This is a genomic window from Desulfobacter curvatus DSM 3379 (genome assembly GCF_000373985.1).
GTDB classification, from domain to species: domain Bacteria; phylum Desulfobacterota; class Desulfobacteria; order Desulfobacterales; family Desulfobacteraceae; genus Desulfobacter; species Desulfobacter curvatus.
The window spans coordinates 37,544-55,392 of the sequence record NZ_KB892946.1; the positions used below are offsets into that span (position 1 = coordinate 37,544).

Here is a 17,849-nt window from a genome sequence, read left to right on the forward strand (position 1 = left end):
TGCATCAGCCGGTTTTTGAATTCAAGATAGGGTTGCACCAGTGCGACTTGGTGCCCCTGATTGATGATACGGTTTTTGTTCCAGGAAAATAGGAGCCATTACAGGATTATAATAATATATTGAAAACAAAAGTAAATTCGAATTGTTCTATTGCTTTTGTTTTATGTGGCACAACCATTGCTTTAAATCTTTCCTTGTGAGGTTGATTAAAAATTTAAACCCAACACTAAAGAGGAGAAAGGGACATGGAAAAAGTATTGATAGTCGGTTGTAAAAAAGCGATGGATGATGTTTGCATCGGGTGCAGCAGATGCCTGGTGGGATTCAACCGCAGAGATGGTGAGTTCGCGGCTTACAAAGACACGGACGCAGAGGTCATGGGGATGATCAACTGCGGTGATTGTCCAGGGGCAACCATTGTCACCCGGCTGGCCCAAGTTAGTCTGTGGAACAAGCCCATGGGCGAAAAAGTAACCAAGATTCATATTGCCCCCTGTATCACTGATCATTGTCCCCATAAAGATACAATCATTAAAAAGATCAAGGCAAAATCAGGGGTTGACGTCATCGAGGGTACCCATCCTTATAAACCGGACAATATTTTTGCTTGAATAGCGTCCAGGTGAGTATTAAGGGACTCGGAAAGAATACTTCCCAAAAAATTGTTTGACTTCTTTTTTGTATCCACGGCGAAAAATTTGTGGAATTTATCTCCTCCGAGTCCCTGAATTTACCGTTTTTATAAAAATTATAGGCAATTGGGGGGATTATTAACTCCCAGTTATACCCTTACCCATATTTGATTAATCCGTAAAAAGTCCAAAGGCCGGATCAGTTTTTCATAAACTGATAAATTGCGGAAAAATCTTTCCGGCCAAGACCGTCTTGTTTTGCAGCGGCATAAAGTTCTTTTGCCAAGTTTGCCAATGGCAGAGGCTGACCCTGTTCATATGCGGTCAGGGCCGCCAGGTGCAGATCCTTGTGCATCCATTCCAAAGGGAACTGGACTTCAAAATCGTCTTTGCGGATCATTTCCGCCTTGGCTTGAGTAAACGGAGCAGTGACCGACATTTTCGGCAGGGTATCCAGTAAGAAATCCCTTGGGAATCCAAGCTGTTCCCCGAGCAGTATGTTTTCCGAAAGCGCCAGCATAGACTGGGCTAACAGCGAATTCACCAACATTTTGAATGCCGTACCTTTGCCGGGTTCTCCCACATGCATAATTTTTTCTCCCATATATTCCAACAAAGGTTTAACGGTTTCCAGGTCATTTTTTGCTGCACCGACGATGAAAGTCAGGTCTGCGTTTTCCGCATTGGGTTTTGTTCCCGATACCGGCGCATCCATGAACCGGATGCCGCGCTTTTTTGCTCGTAAGAAACTTTTCCAGGAAAAAGAAGGGTTTACGGTCGAGCAATCCACCCAGACAGCATTCTTTTTCATTTCCGGCACAAAGCCCACCTTCGAAAAGGCGACTGTTTCAACCACTTCCGGGAGGGGCAGCATAGTAAATACAACTTCGGCATCCTTGACCGCATCTCGATATGAATCCGCAGCAACCGCCCCTTGTTTTACTAATTCTTGAATGGGGTCGGCAGACCGGTTGAAAACCGTTAAGGTTTTATTCTTCTTCAATAGATTTGCAGCCATCCGGCTGCCCATGATTCCCAGTCCGATAAAGGAAACTTTCATTTTACCCTCCCCTTTTTATAAGAAAGTTCCAATAAGTTGTTGAATTACTTTCTTACTTTGTTGTGGGCTACACCTCGGTGCTGATATGTCAGGTCAGCCCATGGCTGTTATATGAACGTACCAATAAGTTGCTAAGTTACTTTCATGTTTTGTTGTGGGTCGAGCCTGGGTGTTGATAGACCAGGTCGGCCCATGGCCGTTATTGGACATAGTGTCGTCATTATGTTTTTTTAAATTTTAGCCTACCATTTTGTTTGCGGGTATTGAAATAATTATTTTTTGAACTAACTTATAAAAGTTAGGCATTGCTGTCATTTGCCTGAATTGGAATCTAATCTTAATACACGGAGGTGTATGATGATATTAGATATAGAAAACAGATGGTGGAATATATTTATACCCCGGGAAACATCCGAGAACGATGATATTTGTCCAGGGTTTCCGATGAATGAAAGTCGTGCCTGGCAGAAAGGGCTTGTCAATTTATATTGTCCATGTAAAGCGGATTCAATGGACGCCGAGTGTCAGTTGTTGTTAACCTGAGTGTAGATTTACCCCGGCACTGTATACATGTTTATACCTGTTAGGACGGAGGGTAAAACATTCTTGCAGTGTTGGGGTGGAAACAAAGAAAGTTTATCCCCATGATGACTATGCCTATTGTTGTGGTGTCACTTATTCTGGTCCTGACTCTGGTTCTTTTGATTTCCGAAAAAATATCGGTTGATAAAACCGCCATCGGCATCATGGTTCTTCTCGCACTGACAGGTATTCTCACTCCGGCGCAGGCTGTGGCAGGGTTTGCCAATCCTGCCGTGATCACTGTTGGGGCAATGTTTCTGTTGAGCCGTGGGCTTATCCGCACCGGCGCCGTCGGTTTTCTGACGGAACTGGTTCTAAAATTTTCCCAAGGAAACCGGAAGTCTGCGTTTTTTATTATTCTTGCGGCCGTTGCCGTGTTGTCGGCGTTTATCAATAATACACCGGTTGTGGTTCTTTTTATCCCCATTGTCATGGCCTTGAGCTGTGAGTGTGATTTTTCTCCGTCCAAGCTGCTCATTCCATTGTCCTATGTGTCGATTCTGGCCGGCACATCTACGCTTATCGGCACGTCAACCAATATCATTGTAAGTGATCTTGCCTACATTGAAGGCTATGACCAGCTTTCCATGTTTGAGCTTGGACGCCTTGGCGTGCCCATCGCTCTAATGGGCATCCTTTTTTTATTCTTGATTGCACCCAAACTGATGCCCGGCCGGATTGGCCCCGTATGCGAGCTGGATGAAGGCAAGGAAAATAAATATATTGCAGAACTGATGGTCACTGAAACAAGTCCATTGATCGGGGAGAGCAATATCAGTCAGTATGCCGGTGAAAATTTAGATCTGGATGTGGTTGAAATTTTCAGGAACGGCAGCATTTTTGATCCATCCAGACAGGCTGTGACCATAATGCCTGGCGACATTCTTCTGGTCAAGGGGGCGGCACAGGACCTGATCTCCTGTTTGCAGAGTAAAAAGTTATCATTAATTAATGATGATAAAAGTCTCACCTTTGGCGGGAAACCCGAAGACGATCTCATTGTAGAACTCATCATCCCCCCGGTTTCATCCCTTTTAAGGGAGCCTTTGATATCTGCAGAACTACAATACGATTCGGATATCCGTATTATCGCAATACGAAGCCGCATGAGTTATTTTTCCTACCGCAAAATACAAAAAGTGAAACTTAAGATCGGCGATATTATCCTGGTTCAGTGCCCCAGGAATAAGTTGGATAAAATCAGAAAAAGTTCAGACTTTGTGATCATTGAGGATATTCACCACACCATCATTGACAAAGAAAAGGCCGGTATTGCCTCCGGCATTTTTGCCGCCGTCGTTCTGGCGGCCACTTTCGGACTCAGCGACATCATGATTTGTGCCCTTGCCGGCGTTTTTTTGATGACAATTACCCATTGCCTGAGTTTGAAAGATGCCTACAGGTCTCTTCAGTCTGAAGTGCTTCTCCTGATTATCGGGACCCTTGCTCTGGGGCTGGCCATGCAGAAAACCGGTGCAACCGAACTCTATGCCCAGACGTTTTTAAATCTGTTCAACGGCAAGGGACCGCATATAATCCTTTTTGCCATCATTTTTTTGACCAGTGTCTGCAGCCATATTTTAAGTAATAACGCAACCGCCGTACTCCTGCTTCCCATAGCCATATCTACAGCGGTCTCGCTTGGCGTTGATACCAGGCCATTTATCATCGGCATCTGCTTTGGCGCAAGTGCCTGTTATGCCAGTCCTATTGGATACCAGACAAACCTGCTGGTCTATGGTCCCGGAGGGTACAAATTTTCAGATTTTATCAAGCTGGGCTTGCCGTTGAATATATTGGTCATTGTTATGGCAGGCCTTTTTATACCTGTTTTCTGGCCGTTTTAATACCGGACGTTCGTAAGTGTTAAAGGGAGCCGGCTTTTTCCTTTTTGGCCTTGTTATGTTCATACCTGAGTTGCAGCGCTTCCACAAAGAGAGCAAATCCCATGGGCAGATAAATATAGGCTTTGGGTACATGCTTGTGCATTCCTTCCATGAAAATGGTGATGCCGATGGTGATTAGAAAAGAGAGGGCCAGGATTTTAATGGATGGACGCTTGAGGATAAACTCTCCCACAGGTTTTGCAAAGAACAGGAGCACGGAAAAAGAGGCAATCACCGCGGAGATAATCACCCATACTTTGTCAGTAAGGCCTATGGCAGTGATCACCGAATCTATGGAAAAGACAATGTCCAAAAGTACGATCTGGGAAATTGCTGCAGTCATAACAACCGAGCCTCCCGATTGTTTTTCGTGGTGCTTTTCTTCCTTTTCAATGGTGTGATGAATTTCCGATACTGCCTTCCAAAGCAAGAACATGCCCCCGGCCATTAAAATGAGATCGCGAATCGAAAATTGCGAAATAACCGGATTGGTAAGGGTCGCCAGCTTCAGCAGTATAAAGAGCATGATAATCCGTACTACCATGGCCAGAGAAAGGCCTATAACCCTGGCAAAATCGCGCCTCTCCTTTTCAATTTTTGACACCAGGATGGATATTACTAAAATATTGTCTATACCAAGAACCAGTTCCAAGCCGATGAGCAGGGCCAGCAACGCCATCGAATCTGTCATTTCATTCCTTTCTATTTAAAATTTATTCATAAAAAATAGCACCTTGGAAAAGGTAAATCAATTTAGAAGATTTACGGCCCTTAATATTCGTCAGATCAGCGTGTCCGCGGGAATATGGGCTCAACCACATAGATGGGCGCAGGTTTTTTTTCCGATGTAATAAAAATGTTTCCACTGGTCTGGTCAAGTCCCAATGCTTCACGCTGGACCAGGGTCTGGGAGGCAGAAGGCAAGGTGATCTGCAGGGGTGGATTTGAAAATACCGGGTCCCAGGGTTGGTCCGGGGTGCGTGAATATACATAGGCGTGCTTGTAGGTTAAAATGTAAAGGGTGTTACCGTCGGCACTGATATCCATGGCCGTAGGCAGGGATCGGAAGTTGGCATAGGGTTTCTTTGGGGCTTTCGGGGGGTGCCCGGAACTGTTTTTGATCTTAGCCACAGCTCTGGCCGTATACATTGATTTTTTGCAGGGCATGTCCAGGGGCAGTTCATATAGAACAGGAGGGGTGCTGCGCTTGCTCAGCAGATAAATTTTTTGGTTTGCCGCATCAACGGCCACGGCTTCACAATCCTGGGGGCCGTTCTCGTATCTGAATGTCATTTCCCATTCAAGTTGCATTGTGCCATTGCTTTGGTTGCCAGGTGCCGGTTCCTTTACACAATAAAGCGTATTAAATGGACGCGCCGACCAGTTGTCCCCCACATCTCCAATGACAAGGAAATCTTCTCCCCTGTAGCGGAACCCGGCAAGGTCTTCCCAGTCCCAGTTCGTTGCGCCGCTGACTTTATAGGTTTTAAGCAACGTCCCTTTGGTGGAAAGGCCGTAAACCACAGGGGGATTGCCACTGTCATTGATTGCCCACAACAGCCCAGGTGTTTTCCGGGAAACCGCAAACCCGGAGAGTTCTGATAGCTGAGGGGATGATATGCGCCCGCAACGGACCGCATCCTTATATGCTGTTGGTTGGTGAGTTGTGTCAGCCCGGCAGGCCCCGCAGAACAACAGTATTGCAATTCCTGCAGCCAGGGGTGGAATGAACAGGTTCTTCATTGGATAGTCCTATTTTGTCTTTTGTGGAACGGCCTTAATAGTGTTTCATAAGATCCAGTGCCCGCTTAAGTCTTTGGCAGAAAAATTGGATGCACGGTTTTCTATATGCCAATCCCTTGAAATATTCCTGTGCCCCGCAGGTGATGGTGGGGCAGTCCACTTCAATTCCCATTGCTTCAAATATTGTGCGCCAGCTCTCCTTGTCACCCATAAGGTCAGCTTCCACATGTCTGCCGGCCAGAAACATCATGGGGATCAGGCGAATCCGGGTAAACGGTGTCCGGGCATGGTCTTTTTTAATCTGGTTGGCAACGCTTTGGATATTGGGAACCCCTTCAACCGTGGCGGCATAAACATTGTCATACATACCCGAAACAAGATGATTGATGCCCATATATATCGTGTTCACCGGATCTGCCGCCAGAGGCGTTCCGTGCAGGGCAAGCAAGTTGATCTGATCCTCCCCGATGAGAAAATCCCCTGACACCTCTTCCAGGACCGCTTCAATAAAATTCCACCGGTGGCACAGGGTTTCACCCACGATCACCCGCAATCCGGGGAAATATAGAGAAGATTCCCGGACCTGCTGGTACTCTGTGCCGGGAAAAATATGCAACGGCTGAACAACGGCTTTGCGATACCCGTCAGACTCTACTTTGGCCAGGGTTTCCAGAAGACTTGGCAATCCTTTTTTCCTGCGGATGATCTCCGAAGTATACGCCCAGTATATTTGATGGCCGGCAAAATTTTCGGAAATCTGGGTTTCAACTGCGTTCATGGCAACCTGGCCCTTGGTTGAAGAGCCAAAGGTTGCAATAATGATTGCCGGGTGATCCTTCAGTTTCGGCAGCCGCATTTTGCGGCCGATGTAGCCATGCTGGTGCATTATACTATCCTTTTTATCTTAAAGTCCTAATAGGGGTGTTAAATCTCTGTTAGGTTTTGTTGCGGGGTAAGTTTGGGTGTTGTTGATAGCCTATGTCAGCCCTTGGATGTTATTATCCGGCTTGAGCCTACGGGTCGCTTATCCATCCACAATCTGTCTTAAACTTTGCTGCATAGCCGACTTAAATACGGCATCCCCTGCCAGAAGTCTGTATAGTTCCAGTTCGTCTCGCCGCTTTTTGAGCATGACATCCTCAAATATTTTTTGAAAGGCCAGAATTCGGGTCTGGGTATCCTGATTGTTTTTATATTTGTCATTAAAGTCGGGGTGGGCCTTGATGCTGTCTGCAATGCTCAAAAATTTAATCCGTTGCTCCTGGGGCGTTGCGCTCCAGCCCTGGAACCAGCGTTCATTGAAATTGCGGATGATTTCATCTAAAGGATCATGTTCGTCATCCCCGCCGTGGGCACCCCGGGGATTGGGGTTCTGGGGCTCAACGACGGTTTCTTCGTCATCCAGACGGATGGCGTGGTTTAATTTCACCCGCTGCAATCCATAGGAAGATAGGTCAACCGAGTTGAGCAATTCATCAATTTCATCTGCCTTGGGATCTTTGACGATCAATTTGGGGATCAGAAATTTTAAAAACCAGAATAATTTTTCCCATTCAATGATCTCAAAGGGCATGATGGCGGCCATCTGCCCGTAAATTTTAACAAACTGCTTGGCCTTGATCTTAAAGTCAGCCTTGTCTTCATCTTCAAGTTCAAGGTCTTTGTTAAACCGATCGGCTGCAACGTCAATAAAGGGGCTTAACTGCTGGGCATCGGCGTTGTTGAAATAACGGGCCACAAATTCTTCTACTTCTTGCTGTTCATACACCCCTTGCTCATCCAGGAACTCTTTGAGTTCATGCAGAACATTGACATCTGTGGCCCGGGACAGGCTTGTGGCGGTATAAAACCGGTCAAAGGCGGTTTTGATATCCTCCACACTGTTGAAAAAATCAAGGATGAACAGGTCTTCGGTCTTTTTGCCTAAACTTGGCGCGGACCGGTTCAACCGGGACAGGGCCTGGACCGCCAGAACGTCCTGCAGTTTTTTATCCACATACATGGCCGACAGCCTGGGCTGATCAAACCCGGTCAGGTATTTGTTGGCCACCACCAGCAAACGGTAATCGTCCCCATCAAACCGGTCTCTGGTTTCGCCGTCGCTGAATCCGTTCATCAGGCTTTCGGTATATTCAATGCCGTCCACCGCTTTGGAACCTGAAAAGGCAATCAATACCTTGAAAGGATTACCCTTTTCATCCAGCAACCGGGTGACGGCCTTGTAATACCGGATGGCGGCTTCAATATTCTGGGTGATAACCATGCCCTTGGCTTTGCCTCTAAGCTTTTTGGCGTTCACCACCTGGGGGATAAAGTGGTCAAGGATCACCTCCGCCTTGATATCGATGGTCTGCTGGTGACGTTCCACATAGGCCCGCAGTTTTTTCTGGGCTTTCTGGGTGTTGAACAACGGATTATCCTGTATGGATTTCTGGATTTCGTAATAGCTTTTATAAGTGGTGTAATTGGCCAGGACATCCAGGATAAATCCCTCTTCAATGGCCTGTTTCATGGAATAGAGGTGGAATGGCTTAAATTGTCCGTCATCCTGCTTGATGCCGAATTTTTCAAGGGTGCTGTTTTTGGGGGTGGCGGTAAAGGCAAAATAAGAGGCATTGCCCCGCATTTTTCGTTCGGCCATGGCTTTGAGAATTTTATCCTGGGCGTCCAGGACCTCATTGTCCCCGGCGCTTTCCCGGTCCCTTGCCCTGCCCATGGCCCTGTTCATATTGTCATGGGCGGAACCGCTTTGAGAGCTGTGGGCCTCGTCAATGATCACGGCAAAGTTTTTTTGACTCAAATCACTGATCCCGTCCAGGATAAAGGGGAATTTCTGGATGGTTGTGATGATCACCTTTTTGCCCTGTTCCAGGGCTGCTTTTAAATCTGCGGCCCGGTATGCCGGGGCAATGATGTTTTTTACTTCGCAAAATTCTCTGATGGTCTCCCGCAACTGCTTATCCAGGAGCCGCCGGTCCGTGACCACAATGACCGAATCAAACAACGGGCGCTCCGTATCCTTGGCGCCGGGGACCAGGCCATGTTGCGGATAGGTCTCAATGAGCTGGTAGGCAGTCCAGGTGATGGAGTTGGATTTGCCGGACCCGGCCGAATGCTGAATTAAATAGGTCTGTCCCACCCCGTTTTCCGCCGCGTGTCCCACCAGTTTGCGCACCACATCCATCTGGTGGTATCTGGGGAAAAACAGGGTCCGTTTATTCAGCGGATCTTTGGCTTTGCCGTCCAGGCGTACAAAATGCTCTATGATATTGGCAATGCTTGCCTTGCTGAACACCGCTTCCCAGAGGTAGGCGGATTTATGCCCGTGTGCATTGGGGGGATTGCCGGCACCCTGGTCATGGCCCTTGTTAAAGGGCAGGAAAAATGTGGATGGACCGGCAAGTTTGGTGGTCATATAGACCTCATCGGTATCCACGGCCATATGGACCAGGCACCGGCCGAATTGGAGCAGGGGCTGTTTGTTGTCCCGCTGGATGCGATACTGCTTTTGGCCGTGGAATCTTGCGGTCTGGCCGGTCCAGGGGTTTTTCAATTCCAGGGTGGCAAAGGCAAGGCCGTTGATAAACAGCACCAGGTCAATGGATTCACCGGGGTTGTCCAGGGAATAATGAATTTGTCTTGTGGCACTGAACACATTGCTTTGAAACTGCTCTTTTACCCGAAGGGCAGAGCTTGCCAACGGCGCCGGATAGAACAATGAAAAATGGGCATCATCAACGCCCAAGCCTTTTTTGAGCAGGTGCAAAAGCCCCTTGGTTTTGATCATCCGGTCCAGGCGCTCAAGGATCTTTCGCTGCCATTCATCGCTTCCCGGTCGTTTGCATTTCAGCTTTTCAACTTCTTTTTCCTGGGTAGTTTCAAGAAAGGCCCAGAATTTTTTTTCATCTACGGCAAATCTTGGATTGAAATGCTGGGGATATCCGATCTCATATCCATGGTGGGTGTCAAAGGGCGTACGGGTTTCCGCCACTTCGTCCAAATCCCGGGCCGCAGTTTTGAGATCTTCGAGGCAGGTACCGGTCAACTTTCTTTCAATGGCAGCTTCCAGGGCTTGTTCATTGGTTTGGCTGACCATGTGACACTCCTTTTTGAAAAAGGTTAAAATTCCGGTTCGCACAACAGATTCATTATCAGTTTGATCAGGGTCTCTTTTTGCTTTGGATCGGACTCGGCCACCAGCAGGGTCAATGCCGCTAGCCCTGTGTCATTGATGATCGGCGCACCGTTTGCTCTTATCAGGCGACCGTTGCGGTGAAGAAAATCCACGAATAAAAACGCACCGCTCCGCTTGTTGCCGTCAATAAACGGATGGTTTTTCACCACAAAATATAACAGATGGGCCGCCTTGCTTTCAACGGTGGGGTAGGCAGGCTCCCCGAACACGGTCTGGTCGAGATTACCGAAAATCGCCTCGATGCTGTCAGGCCGGGACATGCCGGCGAACAATTCCGATGCTTCACCTTTTGCCGTCAATTGTTTTTTCAACTCCAGGATGGATGCCATGGCCTCTTCGGGGGTGGGAAGGGTGCCGCCGGAAATCCCGGCCGGACTTTTCAGCAAGCCTTCGTCGTACTGCTGGAGCCACAGAAAGGTGTGGGTGTAACGGCCCATGATGTCGATGAGTCCCCGGCCCATGTCCGTGGCAAGGGCCGGGGATTGGGCCGCCTTTTGGATCAGGGCCAAGGCCTGTTTTAGTTCTGCTGCGTTTTCTTCAAAGCGTTTCTGATTGACGGCATAACCCTGAATTAAATAATCCCGTAACCGCTGGGTTGCCCATCTGCGAAATTGAACACCCTGTTTGGATTTCACCCGGTATCCCACAGAAATGACCACATCCAGGTCATAAAGGGTCACCGGTTTGTCGGAAAAAGCAATTTGCATTTTTTGCAAATTGCTTTTTTCGCTGACTTCCCCTTCCCGGAGTGCATTTTTTATGTGGCGTGAAATCACGGACACATTCCGGCCGAATAATTCCACCATCTGGGCCTGGGTCAGCCAAACCGTTTCCTGTTCAAACCGGACGTCCACACAGGTTTCGCCGTCCGGGCTCTGGTAGATCTGAATGCGGCTGTCATCGGTCATTGGGGTCTCCTTTGCCGTCATGCCACCACCTTATTCTCTGCCGGGTCCGGCACCTTGATTTTCCCGGTCACAGCAGCGTTGATCAGGGTGGCCTTGTACTCTTTGAGCTTTTCGATCATTTGCTCCTGTATGGCTATGGTCCGGTCTATTTTTGTGGATTGGGTCTGGATGTGGGTATAAATAGATTTCTGTTCTTTTTTAGGCGGCAATAAAACCGGTAAGTTTTTTAATAATTCCTGGCTTAATGACGCGCGAATGACGATATTCATTTTTCCAACAAAATACGCCCTGTGCATATTCGCACAAAAATAATATTTTGAATATCCTGGTTCTAAAATTTCAGGTTTTGGGCGAAATCTAATTAAAAAACCTGCAAATGTTGAGTTAGGAATGGTTTCCATACAGGCAGAACTAAAGCCAATTTCCTCAATGGTTTCTGATGTCCTGGTAAACAGGACGTCCCCCTGTTCAACTGAATAATGGATTTGATCATTAATTGAAGATTTTGCGAGTCCTTTGACCGAACGAGGTAATTCTCGGTTATTATAAACATCACTGTAACTAACAAATGGATAACCAGAACCAAAGTAATCAGCTCCGGCACTTATGCCATTTTGAGTTTTGCCAATAAACCTAAGCCTTTTCACTTTCCAATGCGCCGGTATCTGCCCAATCCATTCCACACCTGAATCGGCCATGGGAACATTGGGATCAAGGCCTTTTGTTACCGCATTCTGAATTAAGATCTGCTTGCGCTCTTTGAGAAGCCGGATCTGCTTCTCCTTGATGGCAACGGCCTGGTCGATTTTTGCGGTTTTGCAGTCGAGGAAATTTGCGATTGCGATTTGTTTATTTTTATCTGTTGGGTAACAAATCAAAAAATTTTGGATTAATGGTAACCGAAGACTATCCACTGTTGATTTAGCGGTGCCCAGTATGGCTACATTAAAAAAACTATTGCTGACATATCTATAAAGATATTTTCCAATCACGTTTTTAAAATCACTGAATTTGTAAACGCGTTGATGGTAATCAAATTTCCCATTTACATAGTGATAAACTTTCCCTACACCTGCACCGTCTCCGGCAGTCAAAATTGCTTCGCCATCATAAGAATATGAATTGATGGTTTCTGGGATTTGTGACCTTACATAAAAAGGATATAAGCCATTAGTTTCCTTATCTTCCGTATTTTTTTCTCCAGTTTTAATTGACACAAGGAATTTAAATCTATTAACTATCCAATCTTCCGGAATTTCCCCAATCCACGCCACTCCGGAATCCTTATAAGCCTCATATCTCGGCATCACGGGCAAAAGTTCAGTCATGGTTCATCCCGTCAAGGCCCAGAATGTCGGCAATCAACCCCTCGGCCCGGCTTTCCAGGTCCAGGATGTCTTGGGCCACCGCTTCCATGCTCCGCAGGGGCTTATGGCGGTAGAAATATTTATTGAAACTGATCTCATAGCCGATCTTCACCGAATCCAGATTGATCCAGGCTTCGGGCACATGGGGCAGGACTTCCGCCTTGAAAAATTTATGGATATCCCCTTGCAGGGGCACGGACTCATGGTCCCGGAGATCCGGGCAGGGTTCAAAGGTCCGGTATTCTCCCTTCTTGTCCGCTACGGGATAAAAGCCGAAGTCCGGCAGGTCGGCTTGTCGGCATCCCAGGTGATCCAGCAGGGTTTCAAGCTTGTCTCCCGACAGCTTGACCTTTTTTTTGACCACCCGCCTGGCGGTTTTATCGTACCTGGACACGGCTTTTAAAACGGCCTTTTTCTCCGGGGCCGACAATTTCAGGTTCAAGGTCTTCAGGGTGGTATCCACCCGGGACTTAAATTGGTTGAAATCCTTGGATTCATCTTGGTCCATGGCCGCCATGAGCGTTTGGGCCGCGTCCACCAGGGCTTTATGCTTTTTCCAGACAGCCAGGCTGAACAGCTTTTTACGGCTCTTTGTGTTTAATGCAATGCCGTTGTCTTGGCAAAAGGCCAGGATCTTCTTTTCATGATCGGTAAGAAACCCTTTGGTATAAACGTCATCCCCCCACTGGTCGTATATCCACGCCATGGGAACGGCAAAGGCCTTGTCAAAACGCAGGGGCGCAATGCGTTCTTCCGTAAACTGCGCCGATCTCCTGTCCGGCCGCTCAACGGCGACCTTATAATATCCAAAGTCGCTGTTTTCAAATACCTTGGCCGCAATGCCGGTGTCCTCGCCGTTTTCATCCTGTACCGGCTCAATGGGCTGCATCTTGACACAGGCCCCGGCAATTTCCCGGATATGATCGCCTGAGAACTCGCAGTTTTTGTTCCCCAGGTTTTTTCTCAACTTTCGAAAACACCTGGATGCGTCAACGAGCAGGACTTTTCCTTTTTTGGCATCGCATTTGTTGTTGGACAAAAGCCAGATATAGGTGGTGATGCCGGTGTTGTAAAACAGGTTATTGGGCAATTGGATAATGGCTTCCAGCAGATCGTTTTCAATGATGTGGCGGCGGATATTGCTCTCGCCGCTTCCCGCATCTCCGGTGAACAGGGAAGAGCCGTTGTGAACCGAGGCGATGCGCGACCCGAACACGTTCTGGTCCGGTGCCTTCATTTTGCTGACCATCTCCATGAGGAACAGCAGCTGGCCGTCACTGGACCGGGGTGCGGCGTCCACCTCCATGGACTCGCCCCAATAGTTGTTCAGGGTCACCTTGAACCGGGGATCAATGACAGTGGCCCCGTCCTTGATAAATTTCTGCTCACTGGCCCAGCTTTTCCCGTAGGGCGGGTTGGAGAGCATGAAATCAAAGCGCGTCCCTGAAAATTCATCCGTGGAAAGGGTGGAGTTGGGACGGATAAAGCCCGGGTCATTTCCCTTGATCATCATGTCTGATTTGCAGATGGCATAGGTTTCGTCATTGATCTCTTTGCCGTACAGGTAAATATATCCGTCGTCGGCCTGCCGCCCGGTTTCCCTTTTAATAAACGCCTGGGATTCCGTTAACATTCCGCCGGACCCACAGGCCGGGTCATAGATGGTGATCACCGGCGGCATCCGGTCCTTTACCGGTTCAAAAACCAGCCGGGTCATCAGCTCAATCACTTCCCTGGGCGTAAAATGCTCGCCCGCCTCTTCATTGTTTTCTTCGTTGAATTTGCGGATCAGCTCTTCAAACACATACCCCATGCCCAGGTTGCTCAACGGCGGCATGGGGTTGCCATCCGGGTCCGGCTTTTCCTGGGGGGTGAGGTTCAGATAAGGCGAGGTGAATTTTTCCAGGACGTCCAGCAGCACGTCCTTGGCCGCCATATGGCGGATCTGGGCCTTGAGGTTGAATTTTTCTATGATCTCCCTGACGTTGGCGGAAAATCCCGAAAGATACTCCTCCACATTGGCTTTTAAAACCTGCTGGTTGTTGCCGGCCACGGTGTACAGTTTTTTCAGGGTCCATTTGCTGGTGTTGTAAAAGACAAAACCTGCGGCGTCTTCAAGGCCCTTGCCGTCCAGCTCCACCAGCCCCAGTTGGGTTTTCTGAAAGTCCACTTCCTTGAGTACGGCTTCCTTGGAGGGTTCCAGCAGGCTGTCCAAACGGCGCAGCACCACCATGGGCAAAATAACATCCCGGTATTTTCCCCGGACATAAATGTCCCTTAAGCAGTCATCAGCAATGGACCAGATAAAGGATACAATTTTGTTGTGTACAGCGTGATTCATTTGCTTTGCTCCAGGTGGGCCGTAAAAACATAGTTTAGGCCGGAATGCATATAATCGGCAACCGATTCCCGGCTAACATTTATCATTGGCCTGTCTATTCGGACAAGGCTTAATTTTACCCGTTTTCTATGGATATTAATTCCATTTTTTTTCTTTCTTCGAATGGGTATGGACCGTTTAAAATTTTCTAATTTTGCCAACTAGTTAAAAAAATTAATTTTTTAATCTGCCTGGGCTTTGGCGGAGTCTCTGAAAAAAAATGTTGACGGGGCCTTGAGCCGTATTGTAGTTGAACAGCTTTGAAGGTTTAAAACTACATATGACGTTTAAAGATGCAATTAGGGCTGAACGCAACAGATTCCGTGGACACCATGGCAAATCAGGTCAGCCCAAATGTGGCACTGAACCCCAAAGGTCCGGTGGGGAGGGATATGGTGATGATCGCTTTGTGGAAAATTGGATTTATTTTGCTTATCGCTGTGTTTCTTCTGGGGTCCATCAGAATCAACCGTCAATATGTCCGGTCTGTGATCTTCAGATTTGGGCGCCTGAAGGGTGTGAAAGGCGCGGGGCTGTTCTGGATCATTCCGGTGGTGGATCAAATCGTCCGGGTGGACCTGAGAACCCGTCAGCTTGACGTGCCCAAACAGACCATCATCACCCGGGACAATATCAGCGTGGATGTGGATGCCGTGATTTATTACCACGTCAATGATCCGGCCCAGGCGGTGGTGGAGGTTGAAGACTATGAAGGGGCCACGGCACTCATTGCCCAGACCATGCTTCGGGATGTTTTAGGGCAGAACGAACTGGATTCAATCCTTTCGGACAGGGAGGTGCTTAACCAGAAAATTCAAGCCCTGCTTGAAACCGTAACTGCGCCCTGGGGTGTCCATGTGGACATTGTCACCATTCGCGATATTGCCCTGCCTGAAAACATGCTCCGGGCCATGGCACGCCAGGCCGAGGCTGAGCGGGAAAGACGGGCCCGGGTCATCCTCGCGGACGGCGAATGCCAGGCATCCCAGCGGATGAGCGAAGCAGCCAAGGCCTATGAAACTACCCCGGCCGCTCTCAAGCTCCGGGAGTTCCAGACCCTGTCTGAAATTGCCAAGGAACGCAACCTGATCGTGGTTACCGGCACAACAGATGCCACCGGGGCCATGATCGGATGTGCAAAGGCCATTGACAGATGAGACAGGCGCTAATACGGGCCACTCCGGCGCTATCCTGGCGGATCTCCGGGAGAAGAACCCGTACCGGAAAAATGACGCCAGCGCAGCAGGCCCACGCCGGTTCCGTCCAGGGCAAGTTTTTTTTCCTGGGCGCCCTGCTCTTGCTGCTGATCATTTCGGCAAGTCTCATCATCACTCTGGGACAGGTGCCCATGACTGTCCGTCAGGTTTGTCTCACCCTGTTCGACCGGCTGATCCCAAGCGGGTTTGATATTGATCCCATGATCGCCCATGTGGTCTGGCACATCCGCATGCCGCTGATCACAGGCACCGTGATTTGCGGTGTTGGGTTAGGCATCTGCGGGTGCGTGATGCAGGCGGTTTTAAAAAATCCCATGGCAAGCCCCTTTACCTTAGGGATCTCTTCCGGCGCCCATTTCGGTGTCTCTTTGGCCGCAGTTTTCGGTATCACCTTCCTGGACGGACCCTATTTTTTGGTGGGGAATGCCTTTATTTGCGCAGCCCTTTGCTCGGGATTCATCATCGCCCTTTCTGCCCTGAGGGGGGCCACGTCCGAAACCCTGATCCTTGCCGGCATTGCCGTCAACTATCTGTTCCAGGCCGCCAACCAATTGTTTACCTACATTGCCGACGATGAGCAGCGGACCATCATGTCCTACTGGGGCATGGGATCTCTTTCGGATCTCAACTGGCACAGCCTGTGTTTTTTGGGTGCCATCTGTCTGGTCTGCCTGCCGTTCCTTTATCGCAAAGCCTGGGATATGAACCTGATGACCACGGGCGATGACTGCGCCAAGAGCATGGGGGTGGATGCCAACGCGGTCCGCATGGCTGTCATGGTGGTGGCAAGCCTGATGGTTGCTGCCATTGTGGCCTTTACGGGCGTTATCGGATTTGTGGGGCTTGTGGCACCCCACATGGCGCGGATCATCATCGGCAATGATCACCGGTTTCTGATTCCGGCATCCGGCGGCATTGGCGGAGCTTTGCTTTTGATTGCCAATGCCGTGTCCATGAATATCCTGGGCGGCGTTGTTATTCCGGTGGGCATCATCATGTCCATGCTGGGCATTCCCTTGTTTCTCTATCTCATCATCAAGGGCAAACGCCGGGAGTTTTGGGCATGATCAATAAGCTCACAGTGAATAATTTGACCTTTGGCTATACCGGCATTGATGTGCTGCGCGACTTTTCCATGACCATCGGGGACGGCCGGATCGTCAGCATTGTCGGTCCGAACGGTTCGGGCAAATCAACCCTGATCAAATGCATCGACCGGATTCTTGAACCCCGTTCCGGTGATGTGCTGGTGGACCGTAAAAACCTTTTGAAAATGAACCGGAAGCAGGCCGCGCGCCGGGTTGCCTATGTTCCCCAGAATTCGCTCCGGGTGTTTACCCATACGGTCTTTGACGTGGTGCTGATGGGACGCAGGCCCCACCTGGGATGGAAGGCCAACGAGCAGGATGAAGGCAAAGTATGGGAAGTCCTCCGGCTGCTGGGCATTGAGGAGCTGGCGTTAGCGTTTTTCAGTGAGCTGTCCGGCGGCCAGCAGCAGAAGGTGCTGATTGCACGGGCCCTGGCCCAGGACACCGGGATACTGCTCCTTGATGAACCCACCAGCAATCTGGATATCTGGCACCAGATCGATGTGATGGAGATCCTGCGAACCCTTGTCCGTAAGCAACGGCTCACAGCCATTATCGCCATCCACGATCTGAACATGGCGGCCCGGTATTCCGACAGGATGCTGATGATGAAAAAAGGAAAAATTCTGGCCAACGGTGTACCGGATGACGTGCTGATCCCGGAAAACCTTGAGGCGGTCTATGGCATAAAGGCCACGGTGAAACGCATCGGGGATTCGCCGTTTGTGATCCCGCTGTCACGGGTTTTGGCTGACGGCCGCAGCAGGATGGGATGATTAAGAAGATCAAAG

The 17,849-nt window shown here is 49.0% G+C and carries 13 protein-coding genes; 5 read left to right on the plus strand and 8 right to left on the minus strand.

Annotated elements, in window-relative coordinates:
- The first annotated feature begins 245 nt into the window (after positions 1-245).
- Positions 246-611 carry a CGGC domain-containing protein gene (locus B147_RS0105155; protein WP_020586173.1) on the plus strand — a complete coding sequence of 122 codons (366 nt, stop codon included), beginning with the start codon at positions 246-248 and terminating at the stop codon, positions 609-611.
- A 220-nt stretch (positions 612-831) separates the two neighbouring features.
- Here B147_RS0105155 and B147_RS0105160 read toward each other — a convergent pair whose 3' ends face one another.
- The gene (locus B147_RS0105160) at positions 832-1,692 is read right to left on the minus strand and encodes an NAD(P)-dependent oxidoreductase (RefSeq protein WP_020586174.1); all 861 of its coding nucleotides are present in this window, start codon (positions 1,690-1,692) and stop codon (positions 832-834) included.
- 644 nt (positions 1,693-2,336) lie between these two features.
- On the opposite strand from B147_RS0105160, the gene B147_RS0105170 reads away from it, so the two are divergent.
- Entirely contained in the window at positions 2,337-4,121 is a 1,785-nt protein-coding gene (locus B147_RS0105170; RefSeq protein ID WP_020586176.1) for an SLC13 family permease, read from the plus strand.
- A gap of 19 nt (positions 4,122-4,140) precedes the next feature.
- On the opposite strand, the gene B147_RS0105175 is transcribed toward B147_RS0105170, so the two are convergent.
- The 7 genes from B147_RS0105175 to B147_RS0105205 form a co-directional block, all read right to left on the minus strand.
- On the minus strand, positions 4,141-4,851 hold the full coding sequence (locus tag B147_RS0105175) for a TerC family protein (protein ID WP_020586177.1): 711 nt from the start codon (positions 4,849-4,851) through the stop codon (positions 4,141-4,143).
- A gap of 95 nt (positions 4,852-4,946) precedes the next feature.
- Positions 4,947-5,903 carry an SdiA-regulated/phytase-like domain-containing protein gene (locus tag B147_RS0105180; RefSeq protein ID WP_020586178.1) on the minus strand — a complete coding sequence of 319 codons (957 nt, stop codon included), beginning with the start codon at positions 5,901-5,903 and terminating at the stop codon, positions 4,947-4,949.
- 34 nt (positions 5,904-5,937) lie between these two features.
- On the minus strand, positions 5,938-6,789 hold the full coding sequence (locus B147_RS0105185; protein ID WP_020586179.1) for a sirohydrochlorin cobaltochelatase: 852 nt from the start codon (positions 6,787-6,789) through the stop codon (positions 5,938-5,940).
- A 138-nt stretch (positions 6,790-6,927) separates the two neighbouring features.
- A complete protein-coding gene (locus tag B147_RS0105190; RefSeq protein ID WP_020586180.1) occupies positions 6,928-9,999 on the minus strand; it encodes a type I restriction endonuclease subunit R in 3,072 nt (1,023 codons plus the stop codon).
- Between the two features lie 23 nt (positions 10,000-10,022).
- Positions 10,023-11,006 (minus strand): virulence RhuM family protein/type II toxin-antitoxin system death-on-curing family toxin, encoded by a 984-nt coding sequence (locus B147_RS0105195; protein ID WP_020586181.1) that lies wholly within the window; start codon positions 11,004-11,006, stop codon positions 10,023-10,025.
- Between the two features lie 17 nt (positions 11,007-11,023).
- Positions 11,024-12,334 carry a restriction endonuclease subunit S gene (locus B147_RS0105200; protein WP_020586182.1) on the minus strand — a complete coding sequence of 437 codons (1,311 nt, stop codon included), beginning with the start codon at positions 12,332-12,334 and terminating at the stop codon, positions 11,024-11,026.
- Positions 12,327-14,714 carry a type I restriction-modification system subunit M gene (locus B147_RS0105205; RefSeq protein ID WP_020586183.1) on the minus strand — a complete coding sequence of 796 codons (2,388 nt, stop codon included), beginning with the start codon at positions 14,712-14,714 and terminating at the stop codon, positions 12,327-12,329. Before B147_RS0105205 ends, B147_RS0105200 begins: the two co-directional genes overlap by 8 nt.
- A gap of 332 nt (positions 14,715-15,046) precedes the next feature.
- Between B147_RS0105205 and B147_RS0105215 the strand changes: the two genes are divergently transcribed.
- From B147_RS0105215 to B147_RS0105225, 3 genes are read left to right on the plus strand one after another with little or no spacing between them, the layout of a single operon-like run.
- Positions 15,047-15,910, plus strand: a complete 864-nt coding sequence (locus B147_RS0105215; protein ID WP_020586185.1) for an SPFH domain-containing protein — start codon at positions 15,047-15,049, stop codon at positions 15,908-15,910.
- On the plus strand, positions 15,907-17,037 hold the full coding sequence (locus B147_RS0105220) for a FecCD family ABC transporter permease (protein ID WP_020586186.1): 1,131 nt from the start codon (positions 15,907-15,909) through the stop codon (positions 17,035-17,037). The genes B147_RS0105215 and B147_RS0105220 overlap by 4 nt, the downstream gene beginning before the upstream one ends.
- A complete protein-coding gene (locus tag B147_RS0105225) occupies positions 17,034-17,834 on the plus strand; it encodes an ABC transporter ATP-binding protein (protein WP_020586187.1) in 801 nt (266 codons plus the stop codon). The genes B147_RS0105220 and B147_RS0105225 overlap by 4 nt, the downstream gene beginning before the upstream one ends.
- The last annotated feature ends 15 nt before the right edge of the window (positions 17,835-17,849 follow it).

Coding starts and splice junctions, on each gene's coding strand:
- B147_RS0105180 (WP_020586178.1), bottom strand. CDS start 5,903: ATGAAGAACCTGTTCATTCCACCCCTGGCTGCAGGAATTGCAATACTG.
- B147_RS0105215 (WP_020586185.1), top strand. CDS start 15,047: ATGCAATTAGGGCTGAACGCAACAGATTCCGTGGACACCATGGCAAAT.
- B147_RS0105195 (WP_020586181.1), bottom strand. CDS start 11,006: ATGACCGATGACAGCCGCATTCAGATCTACCAGAGCCCGGACGGCGAA.
- B147_RS0105155 (WP_020586173.1), top strand. CDS start 246: ATGGAAAAAGTATTGATAGTCGGTTGTAAAAAAGCGATGGATGATGTT.
- B147_RS0105185 (WP_020586179.1), bottom strand. CDS start 6,789: ATGCACCAGCATGGCTACATCGGCCGCAAAATGCGGCTGCCGAAACTG.
- B147_RS0105205 (WP_020586183.1), bottom strand. CDS start 14,714: ATGAATCACGCTGTACACAACAAAATTGTATCCTTTATCTGGTCCATT.
- B147_RS0105170 (WP_020586176.1), top strand. CDS start 2,337: ATGATGACTATGCCTATTGTTGTGGTGTCACTTATTCTGGTCCTGACT.
- B147_RS0105160 (WP_020586174.1), bottom strand. CDS start 1,692: ATGAAAGTTTCCTTTATCGGACTGGGAATCATGGGCAGCCGGATGGCT.
- B147_RS0105200 (WP_020586182.1), bottom strand. CDS start 12,334: ATGACTGAACTTTTGCCCGTGATGCCGAGATATGAGGCTTATAAGGAT.
- B147_RS0105225 (WP_020586187.1), top strand. CDS start 17,034: ATGATCAATAAGCTCACAGTGAATAATTTGACCTTTGGCTATACCGGC.
- B147_RS0105190 (WP_020586180.1), bottom strand. CDS start 9,999: ATGGTCAGCCAAACCAATGAACAAGCCCTGGAAGCTGCCATTGAAAGA.
- B147_RS0105220 (WP_020586186.1), top strand. CDS start 15,907: ATGAGACAGGCGCTAATACGGGCCACTCCGGCGCTATCCTGGCGGATC.
- B147_RS0105175 (WP_020586177.1), bottom strand. CDS start 4,851: ATGACAGATTCGATGGCGTTGCTGGCCCTGCTCATCGGCTTGGAACTG.